The organism is Streptomyces sp. T028 (assembly GCF_048159505.1).
Classification (GTDB): domain Bacteria; phylum Actinomycetota; class Actinomycetes; order Streptomycetales; family Streptomycetaceae; genus Streptomyces.
The window spans coordinates 145,758-164,160 of record NZ_JBLRVZ010000009.1; the positions used below are offsets into that span (position 1 = coordinate 145,758).

An 18,403-nucleotide genomic window follows, 5' to 3' on the forward strand; every position below is an offset into this window, starting at 1 on the left:
GTGACGGAAGGCACCACCTCCGCTGCCGAGGGTGCAGACACCCTGACCCGCCTGGAGCAGGAGGGCGAGATCGCGGCGGACTACCTCGAGGGTCTGCTGGACATCGCCGATCTCGACGGCGACATCGACATGGACGTCGAGGCCGACCGCGCCTCTGTGTCGATCATCAGCGACACGAGCGCCCGTGACCTGCAGAAGCTGGTCGGCCGGGACGGCGAGGTGCTGGAGGCGCTGCAGGAGCTGACGCGCCTTGCCGTGCACCGGGAGACCGGCGACCGCAGCCGGCTGATGCTGGACATCGCGGGCTACCGCGCCAAGAAGCGCGCCGAGCTCTCCGAGCTGGGCGCCAAGGCCGCGGCCGACGCCAGGAACAGCGGCGAGCCCGTGAAGCTGAAGCCGATGACGCCCTTCGAGCGCAAGGTCGTCCATGACGCGGTGAAGGCCGCGGGCCTGCGCAGCGAGTCCGAGGGCGAGGAGCCGCAGCGCTTCGTCGTCGTGCTCCCCAACTAGATTCGGTACGTACGTCACCCCGGCCCCGTCTGTAGCGCAGGCGGGGCCGGTCTTTGTCAGCCTGGTGGTTCTGATGGTCGGCGCTGGATGTGCCGATGCGGTACGGAAGGACGGTCCCCGTGACGGAGGCAGCGGAGCTCCCCCCTGCGCCCGAGGTGGCACGCGAGGTATTCGGTGATCGCTTCGCGGATGCGGTCCGGTACGCCGAGCTCCTGGCCGAGGCCGGTGTGCAGCGCGGCCTCATCGGCCCGCGTGAGGTGCCCCGCTTGTGGGAGCGGCACATCCTCAACTGCGCGGTGCTCTCCGAGGTCGTGCCCGAGGGGGTGACCGTGTGCGATGTGGGCTCCGGCGCCGGACTGCCCGGCATCCCCCTGGCGCTGGTGCGCGAGGACCTGAAGATCACTCTTCTGGAGCCGCTGCTGCGGCGCACGAACTTCCTCACCGAGGTCGTCGAACTCCTCGGTCTGGACCATGTCACGGTGGTCCGCGGCCGTGCCGAGGAGGTCATGGGCAAGGTTCCGCCCGTGCATGTGGTGACCGCCCGTGCCGTGGCTCCCCTGGACCGTCTGGCGACCTGGGGCATCCCGCTGCTGCGTCCCTACGGTGAGATGCTCGCTCTCAAGGGCGACACCGCCGAGGAGGAGCTGAAAAGCGCGGCCACCGCCCTGAGCAAGCTGGGCGCGGTCACCACCTCGATCCTCCAGGTCGGCGAGGGCGTCGTCGATCCGCTCTCCACGGTGGTGCGGGTCGAGGTCGGGGAGAGCCCAGGCGGTGTGAGGTTCGCGGCCAAGCGGGCGAAGGCGGCACGGACGGGGCGGGCACGCCGTCGACGCTGAGCCGTCGTTGATGTCAGGTGGTGGGTCGGACGCGGTCGTGGGGCGGACTCGGTGGTGAGACGTACTCCACACAAGCTGCCCCACCTACGTATGACGGAGTGTCGCGTCCGTTCGGCCGTAGGCGCTGTGCATCGTGTTTCACGTGAAACGTCGCTCCCTGCTGCACGGCATCATCAGCCGCGGTCGCGCCGCGGCCGAACCCCGCGAACGAAAGCCCCTCCGTTCACTCAAAGCGGGAGTGGAGTTGTCCACACAGGTGGATTTCTCCACAGAACAACAGGCCTCACTGGTTCGCGACCCCGAAGACATGGCAGGCTCTGTTCATTGCGAGCTTGAAGTCGAGGAGAGTGAATCCTTGCGGTCCGACGCCAACATCGCGGGACCGATGGCCGATCCGGTCCCCGGTCCCCGTACCGAGTCCTTGGGGGAGGATGTTTCACGTGAAACACCGCCCCCGATGGACGACACTCCGATCGGTCGTGCTGCCCAACTGGCGGTGGAGGCACTGGGCCGCGCCGGCGAGGGTCTGCCACGTCCGGAGCAGACCCGGATCATCGTGGTCGCCAACCAGAAGGGCGGGGTCGGCAAGACCACGACGACCGTGAACCTTGCGGCCTCGTTGGCTCTGCACGGCGGCCGCGTCCTCGTCGTCGACCTCGACCCGCAGGGCAACGCGTCCACTGCCCTGGGGATCGACCATCACGCCGAGGTCCCGTCCATCTATGACGTGTTGGTCGAGAGCCGCCCACTCGCGGAAGTCGTCCAGCCGGTCCCCGATGTCGAAGGCCTCTTCTGCGCCCCCGCCACGATCGATCTCGCCGGTGCGGAGATCGAGCTGGTGTCCCTGGTGGCCCGAGAGAGCCGACTGCAGCGGGCCATCCAGGCCTATGAGCAGCCGCTGGACTACGTCCTCATCGACTGCCCGCCCTCGCTCGGCCTGTTGACGGTCAACGCGCTGGTGGCGGGTGCGGAGGTTCTGATCCCGATCCAGTGCGAGTACTACGCGCTGGAAGGACTGGGCCAGCTGCTGCGCAACGTCGACCTGGTGCGGGGGCACCTCAACCCCGCCCTGCATGTGTCGACCATCCTGCTCACCATGTACGACGGCCGGACGCGCCTGGCGTCTCAGGTCGCCGAGGAGGTGCGCACCCACTTCGGTGACGAGGTGCTGCGGACGAGCATTCCTCGCTCGGTCCGTATCTCCGAGGCGCCGAGCTATGGGCAGACGGTGCTGACCTACGATCCAGGATCGAGCGGTGCCCTCTCCTATCTTGAGGCCGCCCGAGAGATCGCGCTGAAGGGTGTGGGCATCAGCTATGACGCCACTCACGCCCATATCGGCGCTCAGAACAATCCGAGCATGGTGGAGGGGATCCAGTGAATGAGCGACGGAGGGGGTTGGGCCGTGGTCTCGCCGCACTGATCCCTGCCGCCCCGACGGAGAAGACGCCGGCGCAGACCGCAGTGGCGGGCTCCGCGTCCCCGGTGGCTGTCCCGGGCCCGAACTCCGACCGCGGGGTGGCCGCGGCCAAGGTGGCCGCACTGCCGACTGTTTCACGTGAAACAGAGGAGCCGTCGGCCTACGATGCGGTGGAGACGCTCGCGCCTCCCATCGGTGCGTACTTCGCCGAGATCCCCCTTGATGCGATCACGCCGAACCCGCAGCAGCCCCGCGTGGTCTTCGACGAGTACGCGCTGGAAGAACTCGTCATCTCCATCAAGGAGGTCGGTCTCCTCCAGCCGGTCGTCGTACGGCAGCTGGGCCCCGGGCGCTACGAGCTCATCATGGGCGAGCGGCGCTGGCGGGCCTGCCGTGAGGCGGGGCTTGAGGCGATCCCGGCGATCGTGCGGGCCACGGACGACGAGAAGCTTCTGCTGGACGCACTCCTGGAGAACCTCCACCGGGCGCAGCTGAACCCGCTGGAAGAGGCAGCCGCCTACGACCAGTTGCTGAAGGACTTCAACTGCACGCACGATCAGTTGGCGGACCGCATCGGCCGGTCCCGCCCGCAGGTCTCCAACACACTGCGGCTGCTGAAGCTCTCGCCGGCCGTTCAGAACCGGGTGGCGGCGGGTGTGCTCTCCGCCGGGCACGCGCGGGCGCTGCTCTCCGTGGAGGACGCGGAGGAGCAGGAGCGGCTGGCCCACCGGATCGTGGCCGAGGGCCTCTCGGTGCGGAACGTCGAAGAAATCGTGACCCTCATGGGCTCCCGGCCGCAGACGGCCCAGCGCGCCCGGAAGCCGCGTGCCGGTGCCCTGGTCTCCCCGGCGCTGTCGGAGCTCGCCACCCGGCTCTCGGACCGCTTCGAGACCCGGGTGAAGGTCGACCTGGGGCAGAAGAAGGGCAAGATCACCGTCGAGTTCGCCTCGGTGGACGACCTGGAGCGGATCCTCGGCACGCTGGCCCCGGGCGAGGGATTCGCCCTGCAGAAGGGGCTCGATGAGGAGACTGACTCCGAGGAAGCGGACGACTGAGTCACCGGCCGGCGCTGCGACCCCGTCATAGGTCGGCCTGGCGATCGTCTGAGCGAGCCGTGCCCGGTGTGTCCGGAACACGGCTCGCTCTTTGCGTTCAGTCGGTATCGACGGGAATCTCATCGTGGATACGATGCGAGAGGGTATGGCGCATCCACCAGGCAGCACCTCGACATGGGAGGCGGGGGCCATGCGAACGATGAGCCGGACCGGACTGGTGAGCGCGGGGCTGGGACTGGGCGCGGTCGGCGGATTCGTCGGCAGCCTGCTCAGGGAACGCAGCGCTCTGACAGCCGCTCGCGACGCCGCGGGCGAAGGAAGCGAGGAACAGCCTTCATGGGGCGTCGGCTCGTACCGCTCACGCTGGACAACCTTCAGGACCTTCCCAAACGCTGTCGCTCGTGTGTCTTCTGGGAGCTGGATCCCGTCAGGGGTGCGGCCGCGCTGAAGGCGGGCACGGCCGCTCTGGAGAAGGAGTCCTGGATCTCCGCCGTCCTGCTGGACTGGGGATCGTGCGGCCGGGTGGTGTACGTCGACGACCGTCCCGTGGGGTTCGTCCTCTACGCGCCGCCCGCCTATGTGCCCCGCTCGACGGCGTTTCCCACGAGTCCCGTGGCGCCGGACGCCGTGCAGCTGATGACTTCGTTCATCATGCCGGGATACCAGGGGCAGGGGCTCGGCCGGGTAATGGTGCAGACGGTCGCGAAGGATCTGCTGCGGCGGGGCTTCAAGGCGATCGAGGCGTTCGGTGACGCGCGCTGGAAGGAACCGGGCTGTCTGCTCCCCGCCGATCATCTCCTGGCCGTGGGCTTCAAGACGGTACGGCCGCATCCCCGCCACCCTCGGCTGAGACTGGAACTGCGGACCACGCTCTCCTGGAAGGAAGACGTGGAAATGGCCCTGGACCGGCTGCTGGGCGCCGTACAGAAGGAGCCGGCGCTACGACCGCTGTAGGCATGACGAAGGGGCCGGTCCACCAGGACCGGCCCCTTCGTGTTTCTCCTGTTTCACGTGGAACAGTGCGTCGTTTCACGTGGAACAGTGCGTCACTCGGAGATGAAGGTCTCCAGGTCGCGGACGAGCGCGGCCTTCGGCTTGGCGCCGACGATGGTCTTGGCGACCTCGCCGTCCTGGTAGACGTTCAGCGTCGGGATCGACATGACGCCGTACTTCGCGGCCGTGTTCGGATTCTCGTCGATGTTGAGCTTGACGATCTCGATCTTGTCGCCGTGCTCGGCGGCGATGGCCTCGAGGGACGGAGCGATCTGGCGGCACGGGCCGCACCACTCGGCCCAGAAGTCCACCAGAACGGGCTTGTCGCTCTTGAGGACGACCTCATCGAAGTCGGCGTCGGTCACATTCTTCAGGGTGCCGGCCACAGGGGGCTCCTTCATTCCTTGTGCGGTGGGGCGGGAGAGGGGGGTGTCAGACAGCGGTCTTCTCGGGCTCGGCCTGCTCTGCGTCCGCGAGGGCGGCGAGGAAGCGCTCGGCGTCGAGAGCGGAGGAGCAGCCGGTTCCGGCCGCGGTGATGGCCTGGCGGTAGGTGTGGTCCACCACGTCACCGGCTGCGAAGACACCGGTCAGGTTCGTCCGGGTCGAGGGCGCGGCGACCTTCAGGTAGCCCTCCTCGTCCAGGTCGAGCTGGCCCTTGAAGAGCTCGGTGCGCGGGTCGTGGCCGATGGCGATGAACAGACCGGTGACCGCCAGGTCGGAGATCTCCCCGGTCTTGAGGTTGCGCAGCTTCAGACCGGCCAGCTTCGGGTCGCCCTGGATCTCGGCGACCTCGCTGTCCCAGACGAACTTGATCTTCGGGTCGGCGAAGGCGCGCTCCTGCATCGCCTTGGAGGCGCGCAGGGTGTCCCGGCGGTGGACGATGGTGACGGACTTGGCGAAGCGGGAGAGGAAGGTGGCTTCCTCCATGGCGGTGTCGCCACCGCCGATCACGGCGATGTCCTGGTCCTTGAAGAAGAACCCGTCACACGTGGCACACCAGGAGACACCGCGGCCGGAAAGGGCGTCCTCGTTCGGCAGGCCGAGCTTGCGGTGCTGGGAGCCGGTGGTGACGATGACGGCCTTGGCGCGGTGGACCGTTCCGGCCGTGTCCGTGACGGTCTTGATCTCACCGGTGAGGTCGACGGAGACGATGTCGTCCGCGATGAGCTCGGCACCGAAGCGCTCGGCCTGGGCGCGCATGTTGTCCATGAGCTCGGGGCCCATGATGCCGTCCTGGAAGCCGGGGAAGTTCTCCACCTCGGTGGTGTTCATCAGGGCACCGCCCGCGGTGACGGCGCCTTCGAACACCAGCGGCTTCAGCGACGCGCGCGCGGTGTAGAGCGCGGCGGTGTAGCCGGCGGGCCCGGAGCCGATGATGATCACGTTACGGACGTCGCTCACGGCTTTGTTCCTCGTCTCTGGTCTGCGTCGTTCGACCGGTGGGAGCTGCTCTGAACTCTCACCCCACCCAACGGATCCTAAGGGGCGCGCATTCCCGGTGTGTCCGGGCGCACGGAGGGAGGACCCCCTGGGGAGAGCCGCGAGAGACGGAGGCGCAGGTGGGCCGTCAGTGACGGGTGTAGGAGTCCTTCAGAAGGATCTTGGCCGGGCCTGACGAAGGATGCGTGACGCAGGTCCTGTCCATGAGATAGGCGTCGACCCTGGTGCTGTCGGAGGTGTCGGGCAGCACGACGAGAAGCGCGTCCGTTCCCTTGTACACGCCTTCCTCGGTGGCGAGGGCCGCGTCGTTGCGGCCGATGCCCTTCTGGACGCAGGGGGGGACGGTGGGCTCCGTGTAGACCTTGGTCCGGGGGCTGCCGGTGCTGCCTTCGATGCCCAGACTGTTCGGATCCTTGGACCCCTGGGCCTCGCCAAGGAGATCCGTGACCTCCTGCTCCAGGGAGCTCTGGGCGAAGGTGTCGGCGGCGGTGGACTGCCCCTGCGCGGAGGTGCCCGGTCCCCCGCCTCCCGACAGTGAGGACAGCAGGACGCCACCGAGCCCCAGGGCGGCGGCACCGAGGACGGCGCCCAGGACGGCGATCCTGCGGCGCCCGCCCCGATTGCCGCTCTTGCGCCCCGGTCCCGTGGTGGCGGGGCGGGCATGCCCCGAGGGCCGGTCCGCAGCGATCGCTGTTTCACGTGAAACATGGGACGCCTTGGCGTCCGCGGCCTCGCTGTCGGTCGCGGCACCAACAACCGCTTCGGCGGCGAGTGCGGTATCGATGCGGCGGGCGATGTCTTCCGGCATCCGGGGCGCATCGGAGACTGTGCCGAGCAGACCGCGGATCTCCCCGAGCGACGCGTGGACGTCGGCGCAGAGCTCACAGCCATTGAGGTGCCGGCGTATATCGGCGCTGTGGGAAGGCGCGAGCAGGCCCTCGGTGAGGTCGGAGATCTCCGTGACGTCCGGGTGCCCGGTCGTGTCCGGCGTCGATGTCACGCTCGCCCACCTCCGCCCTTCACCGCTGCTGAATCGCCTGATTCGGTGCCGTCCGACTTCTTGTCGGGAGGGCCCGCTGCCGATGGGACGGATGTCCCCTGCGCCCGGTTCCGTCCTCCGCCGCTCTCCTCGTCGTCGCCGGTGTTTTCCGGCCGTAGATGGGTGACAAGCGGCAGGAGCCTGGCTCTGCCCCGGGCGCAGCGGCTCTTCACGGTTCCGGTCGGCACATCGAGGATGCGGGCGGCCTCGGCGACGGGGTAGCCCTGCATGTCCACCAGGACGAGAGCGGCCCGCTGGTCGGGCGGGAGGGCACCGAGCGCTTCGAAGAGCTGGCGGTGCACGTCGTTGCGCTCCGCGGGGGCGGCGGCCGACTCGTGAGGTTCGAGCAGCTGCTCCAGGCGCTCCGTGTCGTCGACCGGCGAGGTCTTGCGTGAGGCCGCCTTGCGGGCCCGGTCCAGACAGGCGTTCACCGTGATGCGGTGCAGCCAGGTCGTGACGGCGGACTGGCCGCGGAAGGTGTGGGCGGCCCGGTAGGCCGAGACCAGGGCGTCCTGGACGGCATCAGCGGCCTCCTCGCGGTCTCCCAGCGTCCGCAGGGCAACGGCCCAGAGTCGGTCCCGGTGACGTCGCACAAGCTCACCGAAGGCGTCCGGGTCGCCCTCCACGTGCTGGGCGAGGAGGTCCTGATCGCTGGCCGCGTCATATCCGGCGCTCTCCGCCATCGGACCCCCTCCCCTCGGCCTCAGCTGGCTACTTCGATGTCCGCCACTCGGCCACGGTAGTTCCCGTCGTCGGTCAGCGGCAGCTCGGTCAGCCAGACCAGTACGTAGCGAGTCTTGACGGACTGGGACGGAGTGAGCGTCACGGTCGTGCCGGAGCCGCCCGCGACCTTCGTGTAGGCGTCGAAGGACGTGGGCTCCGAGCCGGCCGTGCTGGAGGCGGTACGCAGCTCGACGGACGTCTTCCCCACGAAGGTGACGGTCACCTTCCCGACCTGCTGCACCTTGCCGAGATCGAGGATCATGCCGAGGCCCGGCTTCAGGTTCCCGAAGTTGGCACCCTTGTAGAAGTCCGTCTGCCAGTACGTCGAGGGGCTGTTGTCGTAGGCCTTCTGTATGTCGGAAGGCTTCTCGGACCGGTCTCCGAAGGGGTCGAAGTCCCGGGCGCCCGCGATGGTGATCGGCTGGCTGGCGGGCTTCGTCGGACTCTTGTCGCCGTCGTCGTCCGTAGTCTGCGTCTTGTTGGTGTCCTCGGACTTGCCCTGGTCCATCAGGGCGTCCGCGAGCTGCCAGCTGCCCAGGCCGAGCGCGGCGATGAGCAGAGCGGACACCGCCCACTTCAGGGCGCGGCCGGTGCGGCTCTGCAGCGGGGGCGGCGGGGCCGGGACCGGCTGGGTGGCGCCCGGGTGGGGCGCGGGGCGGCCGTAGGTGCCCTGCTGGTACGTCGTGCGCTGATACTCCGGCGGCGCGGTGAACGCGGGCTCCGGCGGGCGGATGCGGGGCATGTCCCCGATCGCCTTCACCAGTTCCTCCGGTGTGGTGCACGCGGCCTCGTGCCGGGACGCGGTCGCCCCGTCGTTGGCGAGCGCGCGCATGGCCAGCTCGGACAGACCCCGGTGGACGCCGGCGCGGACCTGGTCGGGCGCGATCAGACCGACGTCCTTGGGTAGCCCGGACAGACCGTAGGCGTCGTTCTCGTACGGCCAGCGCTGGGTGAGCGCCGTGTACAGCAGGGCGCCGATCGCCTCCGTGTCGGTGCGCTGCGGGGTGTCCGAGGTGATGCCGCGCAGAGCGGCGTTGACCGCGAGACCGCGGATGCGCCACTGGCCGGTGGAGGTGCGCAGGACGGCGGTGGGGTTCAGCCGCAGATGCGACAGACCCTCACGGTGCGCGGCGGCCATCGCCGAGGCGATCTGACTGACCATCTGGTACGCGTCGTGCGGCTCCAGGGGGCCGGACGCGAGCAGCGTCGTCAGTTCGGTGGCGTCGGGCAGCCATTCGTGGACGACATAGACGAGGTCGTTCTCCTCGACGGCGTCCAGGACCTGGACGAAACGAGGGTCGCCGAGCAGCGCCGAGGAACGGGCCGCGGCCAGCACCGAGCGGGCGCGGGCGTGGTCCGCGGGCAGGATGTGAACCCCCACGGCGCGGCGGAGTTTCTCGTCGACCGCACGCCAACTGCTGAAACCGTCCAGACGGGTGACGCACTCCTCCAGGCGGTACCGTCTGGCGAGTTTGTGGCCGCTGTGCAGTTCAGGCGCTGAGGCCTTCCCGGGATGCTCGGTCCCGCCACTCCCCTGTGCCTCGTCGCTGTCCGTGTCCCGCTCCCGGTTCTTGGCCACCCCGTCGGCCGTGGACTGGTCCGCCTGTGCGGTCAGCGGCTCGTCGCCGCTGTTGTCTGCCACGTCGACGGCAGCCGTGCTCCGTTCCGCCACCGTCGTTCCTGCCTCCCCATCCAATGCGCGCCGCCGACCTCGTGCGCGCCGTCCGACGCCGGATCCAATTGTGCCCACAGTCCGCCGCTATGCACGACACGCGGCGGCTGACGATGGTTGTGCGACTACCTCCTCGCTCAGCGACCCAGGCGCCCGCGGACCATGCCGACGAGGGAGTTGAGCTCCTCGATGCGCATGCGGCGGGCCGCGACGAAGAAGATACCGAGCAGCAGGGCTCCACCGACCAGAAGGGCGGCGAAGGAGCCGACGACGCCTTGGCCCAGGGTCTGGGCCAGGCCGTAGCAGGCGGCGCCGGCGATCAGCGCCGCGGGTACGGAGGCGATGCACAGTCTGGCGTACGTGCGCAGGACGTGGGAGCCGTCGAGGTCGCCGCCGAGTCGCTTGCGCAGCCGGTTCCAGGCGACGCCGACACCGATCGCGTAGGCCAGGCCGTAGGCGGCGGCCATGCCCGCGACGGCCCAGCGGGCCGGGAGGACGAAGTAACAGACCGCCGAGGCGCTCGCGTTGACCGCGGCCACGATGACCGTGTTGTAGAAGGGGGTGCGGGTGTCTTCGTACGCGTAGAAGGCGCGCAGGACGACGTACTGCACCGAGTAGGGGATCAGGCCGAGGCCGAAGGCCATCAGCATGAAGCCCATGTTGGTGGCCTCGCTGGTGCCGGACGAGCCGAAGATCAGGGTGCACATCGGGATGCCGAGCGCGAGGAAGCCGAAGGAGATCGGCACGATCGCGACGGCCGTGGTGCGCAGTCCCTGGGAGATGTCGTCGCGGACCGCGCCGCCGTCGCCCTCGGCCGCCGAGCGGGAGATGCGCGGCAGCAGGGCAGCCATGAGCGAGACGGTAATGATGGCCTGCGGGAGGCCCCAGATCAGCTGGGCGTTGGCGTAGGCGGCGAAGCCGGTGCCGTCGACGGGCGAGGCCTTGCCGGCCGCGGTCGACAGCTGGGAGACGACGATCGCGCCGGCCTGGTTGGCGAGGACGAACAGGAAGGTCCACTTGGCGAGCGTCACGGCCTTGCCGAGCCCGTGACCCCGCCAGTCGAAGCGCAGCCGCAGCCGGAAGCCCGTCTCCCGCAGATAGGGGATCATCGCGAGCGCCTGTACGACCAGACCCAGCAGGACGCCGATGCCGAGGAGCCGCTGGCCCTCCGGCGGGATGGACGTGACCTTCATGCCGGAGTCGGCGGCGGTGCCGTAGACCCAGATGAACATGCCCAGCGTCACGATGATGACGATGTTGTTCAGGACCGGCGTCCACATCATCGCGCCGAACCTGCCGCGTGCGTTGAGGATCTGGCCCATCACGACATGGACGCCCATGAAGAAGATCGAGGGCAGGAAGTAGCGGACGAACGTGATGGCGACCTCGTTGGCCGCCGGGTCGCTGGCGACCGGGTCGGACAGCGCCCGGATCAGCAGCGGGGCACCGGCGATCGCGGCGACGGTGAGCGTGCCGAGTGCCACCATCACGAGCGTCAGCAGCCGGTTGGCGTAGGACTCGCCGCCGTCCTCGTCCTCCTTCATGGCCCGCACGAGCTGCGGCACGAAGACGGAGTTGAGGCCGCCGCCGACGGTCAGGATGTAGATCATCGTCGGCAGCTGGTAGGCGACCTGGAAGGTGTCGCCGAGCAGACCGACGCCGAGCGCGGAGACGATCAGCGCGGAACGGACGAAGCCGGTGAGGCGCGAGACCATCGTGCCCGCGGCCATCACGGCGCTGGACTTCAGCAGGCCGGCCGCCTTGCCGCCCTTCTTCGCGGCCGGAGCGGCAGCGGGCTCGGGAGCCGGTGCCTCGGTCGCGGCGGCCGAGCTGCCCAGGTTCATGGTGCGGTCGTCCGTGGGCGGCACGGAGGCCGGAGCCTGGTGGCGCGGCGCGGGCCCCTGGCCGCCGGGAGCCAGGGCCGGGCCCGGCACCGCCGCAGACCCGGCCGACGGGCGGGTGCCGCCCTGCTGCTGGTCCTTGAAGAGATGCGCGAACGCGTCGGGCTGGTGCGGGTCCTCACCGGAGTGCGACACCAGGTCGTCCACGCCCACGAACTGGGTCGTGCGCGGGTCGTCGCCGTAGGGCAGGTACTGGGTGGGGCCATCCGGCTCGGGCGCCGGGGGCTGGGCCCACACGTTCGGGTCGGGCGCGTACGGGGACTGCGCCGGGCGGCCGTAGAGCGGCTGCTGCGGCTGGTAGGTGCCCGGGGGCGGCGGGGGGTGCGCGGCACGGTCGTAGAGCGCCTCGGCGACCGGGTCCTGCGCCGCGAGGTCCTGGGACCGGTAGGGGTCCTGGTCGTAGGCGTCCTGGAGGTACATGTCCGCGGCGTGCTGCGGCGGCACCTGGCCGTGCTCGGGCGGCGGGCCCTCGGGGTGACCCGAGCTGCCCGCGGCCTGGCCGCGGTCACCCTCGTACGGCGCGTTCATGGTTTACCCCACCTCATCGTCCCGGGCCCACCGGCCACGACATCCTCAACGGTCCACTCTCTCACCCGTCCCCGAGGGGGCCGCGCTTTCCGCTGCGGTGTCCGGTGTCCCGTCACTCGGCTGCTCCGGGTCGTCTGCCCCGGACCGGGCGGGCGATTCCTCCCCGGTACGGTCCTCTGCGTCCGCGTGCTTCCCGGGGCTGCCGTCGGCCTCCGAGGCCTCGCTCTCCTCGGTGTTCCCGGTGTCCTCGGTGTCCTCGGCGTCCGCCTCCTGCGCCTCGCGGGCCGCCGCCCGCTTTCGCTGGGTGTACATGCGGAAGCCGGCCAGCACGAGCAGGAGCACACCGCCGCCGATGACCAGCATCACGGTGGCCGTGATCTCGGTGACCTTCACATCGAAGGTGACCGGCGCGCCGTACACCTGGCCGTCCTCGGTGTACAGCTGGGCGATCACCGTGGTCTGGCCGTTCACATTGGCCGAGGCGGTGAACTTCACCGTCGTGCTGTGCCCGCCGGAGACCTCGATGCGCGGGTCGGAGTCGTGGCCGCCAATCTCCAGACGGGTGTCGTTGGTCGAGGTGAGCCGCAGGACCAGGTGCTGGACGCCCTGCACCAGGTTGTTCTGCACGGTCACGGGGATCGTGGCGCTGCGCCCGGAGAGCTTGGTCTCCGACTTTTCGATCAGCTTGACCTGGCCGGTGAGGGTGTCGAGGTAGCTCTGCACGCCCTGGCGGAAGGTGCTCGCCGCGGTGGAGCGGCCCCGCCACGACGTGGACATCTCCCGGTTCGTGGCCCGCCCGAAGGGGGTCACCACCCGGGACTTGTCGGTGAGGATGACCTTGAAGTTGTCGAGCGTGTCCTGCGTGGCCGCGATCTGCTCGAAGGCCGACTTCGGCAGTTCCTGCTTGCGCGGCGAGGAGGGGTACGAGGACCGCGAGGGCACCTCGGTGGTGGCACCGCCGTCGGGCTTGGCCTCGGCGGCCGCGGTGAGGTCCTGCGACTGCGACCAGCCGGAGTCCTGCAGGGATGTGACGGCCGCCGCCATCGCCTGGGCCTGGCCGGCGGTCGGCATGCGCTGCGGGGCGACGACGATGCTGCGCTGCTTGTGCGTCTGCAGGTTCAGGGCCAGGCTCTGGGCGAGGAACTCCTGCACCGCGAGCGTGGACGCGGAGGCGTTCGTCAGGTCGCCCTGGAACGTCTTGGACAGGCGTGCGTCGGCGACCACGGCCGTGGTGCCGCCGCCGATGGGCCGGGTCGCGGAGGGGGTGTAGGAGAGGCCGCCGGTCTCCGCCAGGCTGTCGCTGCGCGCGATCACCTTGTCGGCGCCCGCTGAGGTGGCGACCTTGACGATCGAGGGATCGACGGCTCCGTTCACCGGCCAGGCGAAGTCGGTGCTCGGTGTCACGTGGAGGATCGTCTCCACCGTGGTTGCCGCGACGTCGGTGGCCGCCTTGAGCTGGCTCAGCGAGCCCGCGACCCCGGTGCCGTTGTGGGCGAGCGAGGCCAGGTCCGGGTCGGCGAAGGGCAGGGCGACGACCTCTTTGTCGGCCACCGCGTCCTGCAGCTCCGCCAGCCACTTCTTGGCGACCGCCTGGTGGGTGCCGGCCGTGGTGGTGTCACCGTCGGCGCGTACTCGGTAGCTGCCGGTCATCGCGTCGACGGACGCCAGCAGGTCCGGGTCGATCACCCAGGTGACGTCGAGGTCCTTGCCGAGGCTCAGCAACTGGTCGAGACGGCCGCCGGGAGCGATCTCCTCGGCGAGGTCGTCGTTGAGGAAGACAGGCGTCTGGCTCGCGTTCGAGCCGGTCTCGGCGGTCATGTGGACGGTGGAGACCAGCGGCCACAGGACCGTCGTCCTCGTCGCCGTGTCCGCCCCGTCGGGCTGCCAGGGAAGGAACGTCCGCTGGATGCCCAGCACCTGCTCCCACTGCTGCGCGGAGGTCTCGCCCGAGAGGGAGACCGCCAGCGGGTAGACGCCGTCGCCGCCGAGGTCCAGTTCGTCCACCGGTACGGAGATGCTGAAGTGCTCGGCGACGCCCGGGGTGAGCTCGGCGAACTCGGCGACGTACTTGCCGCCCACCTCGGAGCCGTAGCCGGCCGAGAGGTCGTCGGCTTCCTCGGCGGCGTCGTCGATCGCCGAGCGGGTGGTCAGCGCGGAGCCCACCCGCAGGCCGACGTGCGCGTCGGTGACGGCCTGCTTGCCCTTGTTGGTCACCGTGCCGGAGACGGTCACGGTGTCGTCGTCGGTGGGGACGGCCGGGCTGAGGGAGTCGACGGCCACGGAGACGGAGCCCTTGTCGGAGGCCTCCTTGACGCCTGTCGCGGCGTCGGCGTGCGCGGGCAGGGCGGCGGGCAGCTGCAGCAGCCCGGCCAGCAGGGGCGCCCCGGCGAGCAGTGCTCCGGTGCGCCGCAGCCACCGGCGGGCAGGTGAGGGACTCATCCCCGGGAAGTCTGCCGCCTCGGCCACGCGTTCGCCCGTCTCTCGTCGTCGTCAGTGGTCGTTGGAATGTGCGTCCACGCATGGTAACGATGCGCGCGGAGGTGAAGTGCCGCGGACCGGTCCACAAGATCAGGTGAGGCCTTCGTCCTGTCCTCTATGGTCGCGTATAGAGGGGAGTGTCTGTGAAAAAGCTCCAACGCTGTCCTTCAACGGCTATCGCCCGAGCTGTCCCTGGTCCATGAGTGGTGGCCCCCGGCCTTAATCGGGGCGCCCGGCGCCCGCACGGCCACGTACCCTTTCCTGTTGTGCCGAACGCCAACGAAGACACCCCCAGCGCCCTGAGCCAGGTGCAGCACCGCGCGGTGAGCGAACTGCTGCGGGTCGCGCCTGTCGCCGACGACCTCGCCCGCCGCTTCCAGGAGGCCGGGTTCTCCCTCGCCCTGGTCGGCGGCTCGGTCCGGGACGCGCTGCTCGGCCGGCTCGGCAACGACCTCGACTTCACCACGGACGCCCGTCCCGAGGACGTACTGAAGATCGTGCGGCCGTGGGCGGACGCGGTGTGGGAGGTCGGGATCGCCTTCGGCACGGTCGGTGCGCAGAAGGATGCCCGCGTCGGAGACGCTGATCGAAGCTTCCAGATCGAGGTGACGACGTACCGCTCCGAGGCGTACGACCGCACCTCGCGCAAGCCCGAGGTGTCCTACGGCGACTCCATCGAGCAGGACCTCGTCCGCCGTGACTTCACCGTGAACGCGATGGCCGTGGCGCTCCCGCAGAAGGAGTTCGTCGACCCGTACGGCGGCCTCGACGACCTCGCGGCCCGTGTGCTGCGCACCCCTGGCACACCCGAGGAGTCCTTCTCGGACGACCCTCTGCGCATGATGCGCGCCGCCCGGTTCGCCGCCCAGCTCGACTTCGAGGTCGCCCCCGAGGTCGTCACCGCGATGAAGGAGATGTCCGAGCGCCTCGGCATCGTCTCCGCGGAGCGGGTGCGGGACGAGCTGAACAAGCTGATCCTCTCCGACCATCCGCGCAAGGGCCTGAGCCTGCTGGTCGACACCGGCCTCGCCGGCCATGTCCTGCCGGAGCTGCCCGCCCTGCGGCTGGAGCGCGACGAGCACCACCGGCACAAGGACGTCTACGACCACACGCTGATCGTTCTGGAGCAGGCGATCGCGCTGGAGGAGAACGGACCCGACCTCACCCTCCGGCTTGCCGCGCTGCTCCATGACATCGGCAAGCCGCGCACCCGGCGGTTCGAGAAGGACGGCAGGGTCTCGTTCCACCACCACGAGGTGGTCGGGGCGAAGATGACCAAGAAGCGCATGACTGCGCTGAAGTACTCCAACGATCTGGTCAAGGATGTCTCCCGGCTGGTCGAGCTCCACCTGCGCTTCCACGGCTACGGCACCGGCGAGTGGACCGACTCCGCCGTCCGCCGTTACGTCCGTGACGCGGGGCCGCTGCTGGAACGCCTCCACAAGCTGACCCGCTCGGACTGCACGACCCGTAACAAGCGCAAGGCCACCGCGCTCTCCCGGGCCTACGACGGCCTGGAGGACCGCATCGCCCAGCTCCAGGAGCAGGAGGAGCTCGACGCGATCCGCCCCGATCTGGACGGCAACCAGATCATGGAGATCCTCGGCGTGGGCCCCGGCCCTGTCATCGGCCAGGCGTACAAGTTCCTGCTGGAGCTCCGCCTGGAGAACGGGCCGATGGAGTACGACGCCGCGGTGGCGGCCCTCAAGGAGTGGTGGGCCGAGCAGAGCTGAGGCCGTGAAACGGGGCGATGTTTCACGTGAAACATCGCCCCGATCCATAACCCCGAAAGCCCCGCACGCACTGAGGGCCGGTGTTTCACGTGAAACACCGGCCCTCAGTCATGGCAGCTGTGCTGCTACTTGACTTCCTTCAGGCAGAGGACCACGTCGTGGCCGCCGCCGTACTGGACGTAGGAGATCGTCGCGTCGGTGACGGCCTCGCACTTGCTGTCGTCGCTGGAGCCGTCGAACTTCTCGACGACCTTGTACTGGGCCTTGCTGTCCGTGCAGCCGACCTCGTTGAGGTCCGCGTTGGTGTCCGTGCCCTCGTTGTACATGCAGGCGCCGACCGAGGTCGTCTCCGCGTCGTCGCGCGTCAGGAACCAGCCCGCGCCGAACTTGAGGATGCCGATGATGACGGCGACGACGATGGCACCGATGATGCGTATGGCCTTCTTGCCCATGCGCTTGCCGGCCGGCGCGGGCGGCGGGGGAACCGGAGCGCCGCCCTGGTTGGGGAACGGGGCGTACGGCTGCTGCGGCGGGACTCCCGGCTGACCGGGCTGCTGCTGCCCCGTGGGCGCAGTGGGCTGGGCGTACGGGTTCTGGCCCTGCGGAGGCGGCGGAGTGGTCATGCTGGGGTCCCCCTAGAACGTGGGTGCGCAAGAACATGGGTGCGCATGGCGCGAAATAAGACTCACGTAAAGTACCGGCCACCACTGACAGTGCCCGACCTCAGAGGAACTCTGTGTCTTTGATGTGACACTTACCGACGCTCAAAGCGGGCCATAGCCATAGCAATTGCCCCGTAGATAACAGCGACCGTTACCACCAGCGCCGCTGAGCGGCCGTCAGTCGGCAGCATCAGGGCGGCCACTCCGGCGGCTCCGACGAACGCGACGTTGAACAGGACGTCGTAGAGGGAGAAGATCCGGCCGCGGAAGCCGTCCGCCACGGACGACTGCACGATGGTGTCGGTGGCGATCTTCGCTCCCTGGGTGACCAGTCCGAGGACGAACGCCGCGACGAACGTGGTGGCTTGGGCGAAGGGGAGCATCAAGCCGAGCTCCAGCACGGCCGCGGACGCCGAGCAGACGACGATCCAGCGGCCCGGGCCCAGTCGCCCGGCTGCCGACGGGGTCACCACGGCCGCGACGAAGAAGCCGACGCCGGAGATGGCCACGGCCACGCCGAGCAGCGCCAGCCCCTCGTCGGTGTCGGTGGACCAGGCGTACCGGCAGAGCATCAGCACCATGACGGTCAGGGCGCCGTAGCAGAACCGCATCAGAGTGATCGAGCCGAGCGCCCAGGCGGCCTCCCTGCGCCTCGGCTCGGCCAGATGGCGGACCCCGGAGGCGAGTCCGCGGGCCGTACCCCTCAGGGCGCTCGACAACCCGGCCGGAACCAGGTCGCGTTCGGGCCCGAGCAGATCCGCGGCCATGGTCAGGGACATGAGCGCCGAGCACAGGTACAGCGCGCTGCCGAACAGGACCACCGCGGCGTCGGTGTCCGCGATCGCGAGGCGTACGACGAAGGCGAGACCGGCACCCGCGACCGCGGCCAGTGTTCCGGCTGTCGGGGAGAGGGAGTTCGCGAGGACGAGGCGCTCGGCGTCGACCACCCGCGGCAGGGCGGCCGAGAGGCCCGCGAGGACGAAGCGGTTGACGGCGGTGACGCACAGCGCGGAGACGTAGAAGAGCCAGTCGGGGACATGGCTGAGCATCAGGACGGCCGTCGCGCACGCCAGCAGGGCGCGCAGCAGATTGCCGTAGAGGAAGACCTGGCGGCGCCGCCAGCGGTCCAGCAGGACGCCGGCGAAGGGGCCGACGAGGGAGTAGGGCAGCAGCAGGACCGCCATCGCGGAGGCGATCGCCGCGGCCGAGGTCTGCTTCTCCGGGGAGAAGACGACGTACGTGGCGAGCGCGACCTGGTAGACGCCGTCGGCGCACTGGGACAGCAGCCGTACGGCGAGCAGGCGCCTGAAGTTGCCGAAGCGCAGCAGGACGCGCAGATCACGGACGACGGCCATGGGGCCCAGCCTCACATATGGGGAAGGTCCCCGGGTCATGCGACCCGGGGACCTTCTC

At 69.6% G+C, this 18,403-nt stretch carries 15 protein-coding genes; 6 read left to right on the forward strand and 9 right to left on the reverse strand.

The genetic code is table 11. The features are described 5' to 3' along the window. From ACLZN2_RS09495 to ACLZN2_RS09515, 5 genes are all read left to right on the forward strand, one after another. Entirely contained in the window at window positions 1–510 is a 510-nt protein-coding gene (locus ACLZN2_RS09495; protein WP_416977922.1) for a protein jag, read from the forward strand. Window positions 511–629: 119 nt separating this feature from the next. Continuing rightward, window positions 630–1,346, forward strand: coding sequence for a 16S rRNA (guanine(527)-N(7))-methyltransferase RsmG (rsmG, locus tag ACLZN2_RS09500; protein WP_416977923.1), 717 nt, complete (start codon window positions 630–632; stop codon window positions 1,344–1,346). Window positions 1,347–1,653: 307 nt separating this feature from the next. Beyond that, the gene (locus tag ACLZN2_RS09505; RefSeq protein WP_416978085.1) at window positions 1,654–2,727 is read left to right on the forward strand and encodes an AAA family ATPase; all 1,074 of its coding nucleotides are present in this window, start codon (window positions 1,654–1,656) and stop codon (window positions 2,725–2,727) included. Next, entirely contained in the window at window positions 2,724–3,821 is a 1,098-nt protein-coding gene (locus ACLZN2_RS09510) for a ParB/RepB/Spo0J family partition protein (RefSeq protein ID WP_416977924.1), read from the forward strand. The genes ACLZN2_RS09505 and ACLZN2_RS09510 overlap by 4 nt, the downstream gene beginning before the upstream one ends. A gap of 336 nt (window positions 3,822–4,157) precedes the next feature. Beyond that, window positions 4,158–4,775: a GNAT family N-acetyltransferase gene (locus tag ACLZN2_RS09515; protein WP_133911126.1), complete on the forward strand. Its 618-nt coding sequence runs from the start codon at window positions 4,158–4,160 to the stop codon at window positions 4,773–4,775. 92 nt (window positions 4,776–4,867) lie between these two features. Here the strand turns inward: ACLZN2_RS09515 and trxA are convergent, their stop codons facing one another. The 7 genes from trxA to ACLZN2_RS09550 all read right to left on the reverse strand — a co-directional run bounded on the left by trxA (window position 4,868) and on the right by ACLZN2_RS09550 (window position 14,583). Continuing rightward, entirely contained in the window at window positions 4,868–5,200 is a 333-nt protein-coding gene (gene trxA / locus ACLZN2_RS09520) for a thioredoxin (protein WP_055632129.1), read from the reverse strand. Window positions 5,201–5,246: 46 nt separating this feature from the next. Then, the gene (trxB, locus tag ACLZN2_RS09525; RefSeq protein ID WP_416977925.1) at window positions 5,247–6,215 is read right to left on the reverse strand and encodes a thioredoxin-disulfide reductase; all 969 of its coding nucleotides are present in this window, start codon (window positions 6,213–6,215) and stop codon (window positions 5,247–5,249) included. 166 nt (window positions 6,216–6,381) lie between these two features. Beyond that, window positions 6,382–7,254 (reverse strand): hypothetical protein, encoded by an 873-nt coding sequence (locus ACLZN2_RS09530; RefSeq protein WP_416977926.1) that lies wholly within the window; start codon window positions 7,252–7,254, stop codon window positions 6,382–6,384. Next, window positions 7,251–7,976: an RNA polymerase sigma factor SigM gene (gene sigM, locus ACLZN2_RS09535; RefSeq protein ID WP_416977927.1), complete on the reverse strand. Its 726-nt coding sequence runs from the start codon at window positions 7,974–7,976 to the stop codon at window positions 7,251–7,253. Before sigM ends, ACLZN2_RS09530 begins: the two co-directional genes overlap by 4 nt. A gap of 20 nt (window positions 7,977–7,996) precedes the next feature. Beyond that, window positions 7,997–9,688 (reverse strand): protein kinase family protein, encoded by a 1,692-nt coding sequence (locus ACLZN2_RS09540; protein ID WP_416977928.1) that lies wholly within the window; start codon window positions 9,686–9,688, stop codon window positions 7,997–7,999. Window positions 9,689–9,825: 137 nt separating this feature from the next. Further along, window positions 9,826–12,117 (reverse strand): murein biosynthesis integral membrane protein MurJ, encoded by a 2,292-nt coding sequence (gene murJ, locus ACLZN2_RS09545; protein ID WP_416977929.1) that lies wholly within the window; start codon window positions 12,115–12,117, stop codon window positions 9,826–9,828. 45 nt (window positions 12,118–12,162) lie between these two features. After that, window positions 12,163–14,583 carry a DUF6049 family protein gene (locus tag ACLZN2_RS09550; protein WP_416977930.1) on the reverse strand — a complete coding sequence of 807 codons (2,421 nt, stop codon included), beginning with the start codon at window positions 14,581–14,583 and terminating at the stop codon, window positions 12,163–12,165. Between the two features lie 278 nt (window positions 14,584–14,861). On the opposite strand from ACLZN2_RS09550, the gene ACLZN2_RS09555 reads away from it, so the two are divergent. Continuing rightward, window positions 14,862–16,328, forward strand: coding sequence for a CCA tRNA nucleotidyltransferase (locus ACLZN2_RS09555; protein ID WP_416977931.1), 1,467 nt, complete (start codon window positions 14,862–14,864; stop codon window positions 16,326–16,328). Window positions 16,329–16,453: 125 nt separating this feature from the next. Here the strand turns inward: ACLZN2_RS09555 and ACLZN2_RS09560 are convergent, their stop codons facing one another. Together ACLZN2_RS09560 and ACLZN2_RS09565 are read right to left on the reverse strand one after the other, a co-directional pair. After that, entirely contained in the window at window positions 16,454–16,951 is a 498-nt protein-coding gene (locus ACLZN2_RS09560) for an LppU/SCO3897 family protein (RefSeq protein WP_416977932.1), read from the reverse strand. Window positions 16,952–17,082: 131 nt separating this feature from the next. Continuing rightward, window positions 17,083–18,345, reverse strand: coding sequence for an MFS transporter (locus tag ACLZN2_RS09565; RefSeq protein WP_416977933.1), 1,263 nt, complete (start codon window positions 18,343–18,345; stop codon window positions 17,083–17,085). Between the last annotated feature and the right edge of the window lie 58 nt (window positions 18,346–18,403).

Bases quoted from the DNA above. Each gene is read 5' to 3' on its own strand.
- ACLZN2_RS09505 (WP_416978085.1), top strand. From the start codon at position 1,654: ATGGCAGGCTCTGTTCATTGCGAGCTTGAAGTCGAGGAGAGTGAATCC.
- ACLZN2_RS09515 (WP_133911126.1), top strand. From the start codon at position 4,158: ATGGGGCGTCGGCTCGTACCGCTCACGCTGGACAACCTTCAGGACCTT.
- sigM (WP_416977927.1), bottom strand. From the start codon at position 7,976: ATGGCGGAGAGCGCCGGATATGACGCGGCCAGCGATCAGGACCTCCTC.
- murJ (WP_416977929.1), bottom strand. From the start codon at position 12,117: ATGAACGCGCCGTACGAGGGTGACCGCGGCCAGGCCGCGGGCAGCTCG.
- ACLZN2_RS09560 (WP_416977932.1), bottom strand. From the start codon at position 16,951: ATGACCACTCCGCCGCCTCCGCAGGGCCAGAACCCGTACGCCCAGCCC.
- ACLZN2_RS09565 (WP_416977933.1), bottom strand. From the start codon at position 18,345: ATGGCCGTCGTCCGTGATCTGCGCGTCCTGCTGCGCTTCGGCAACTTC.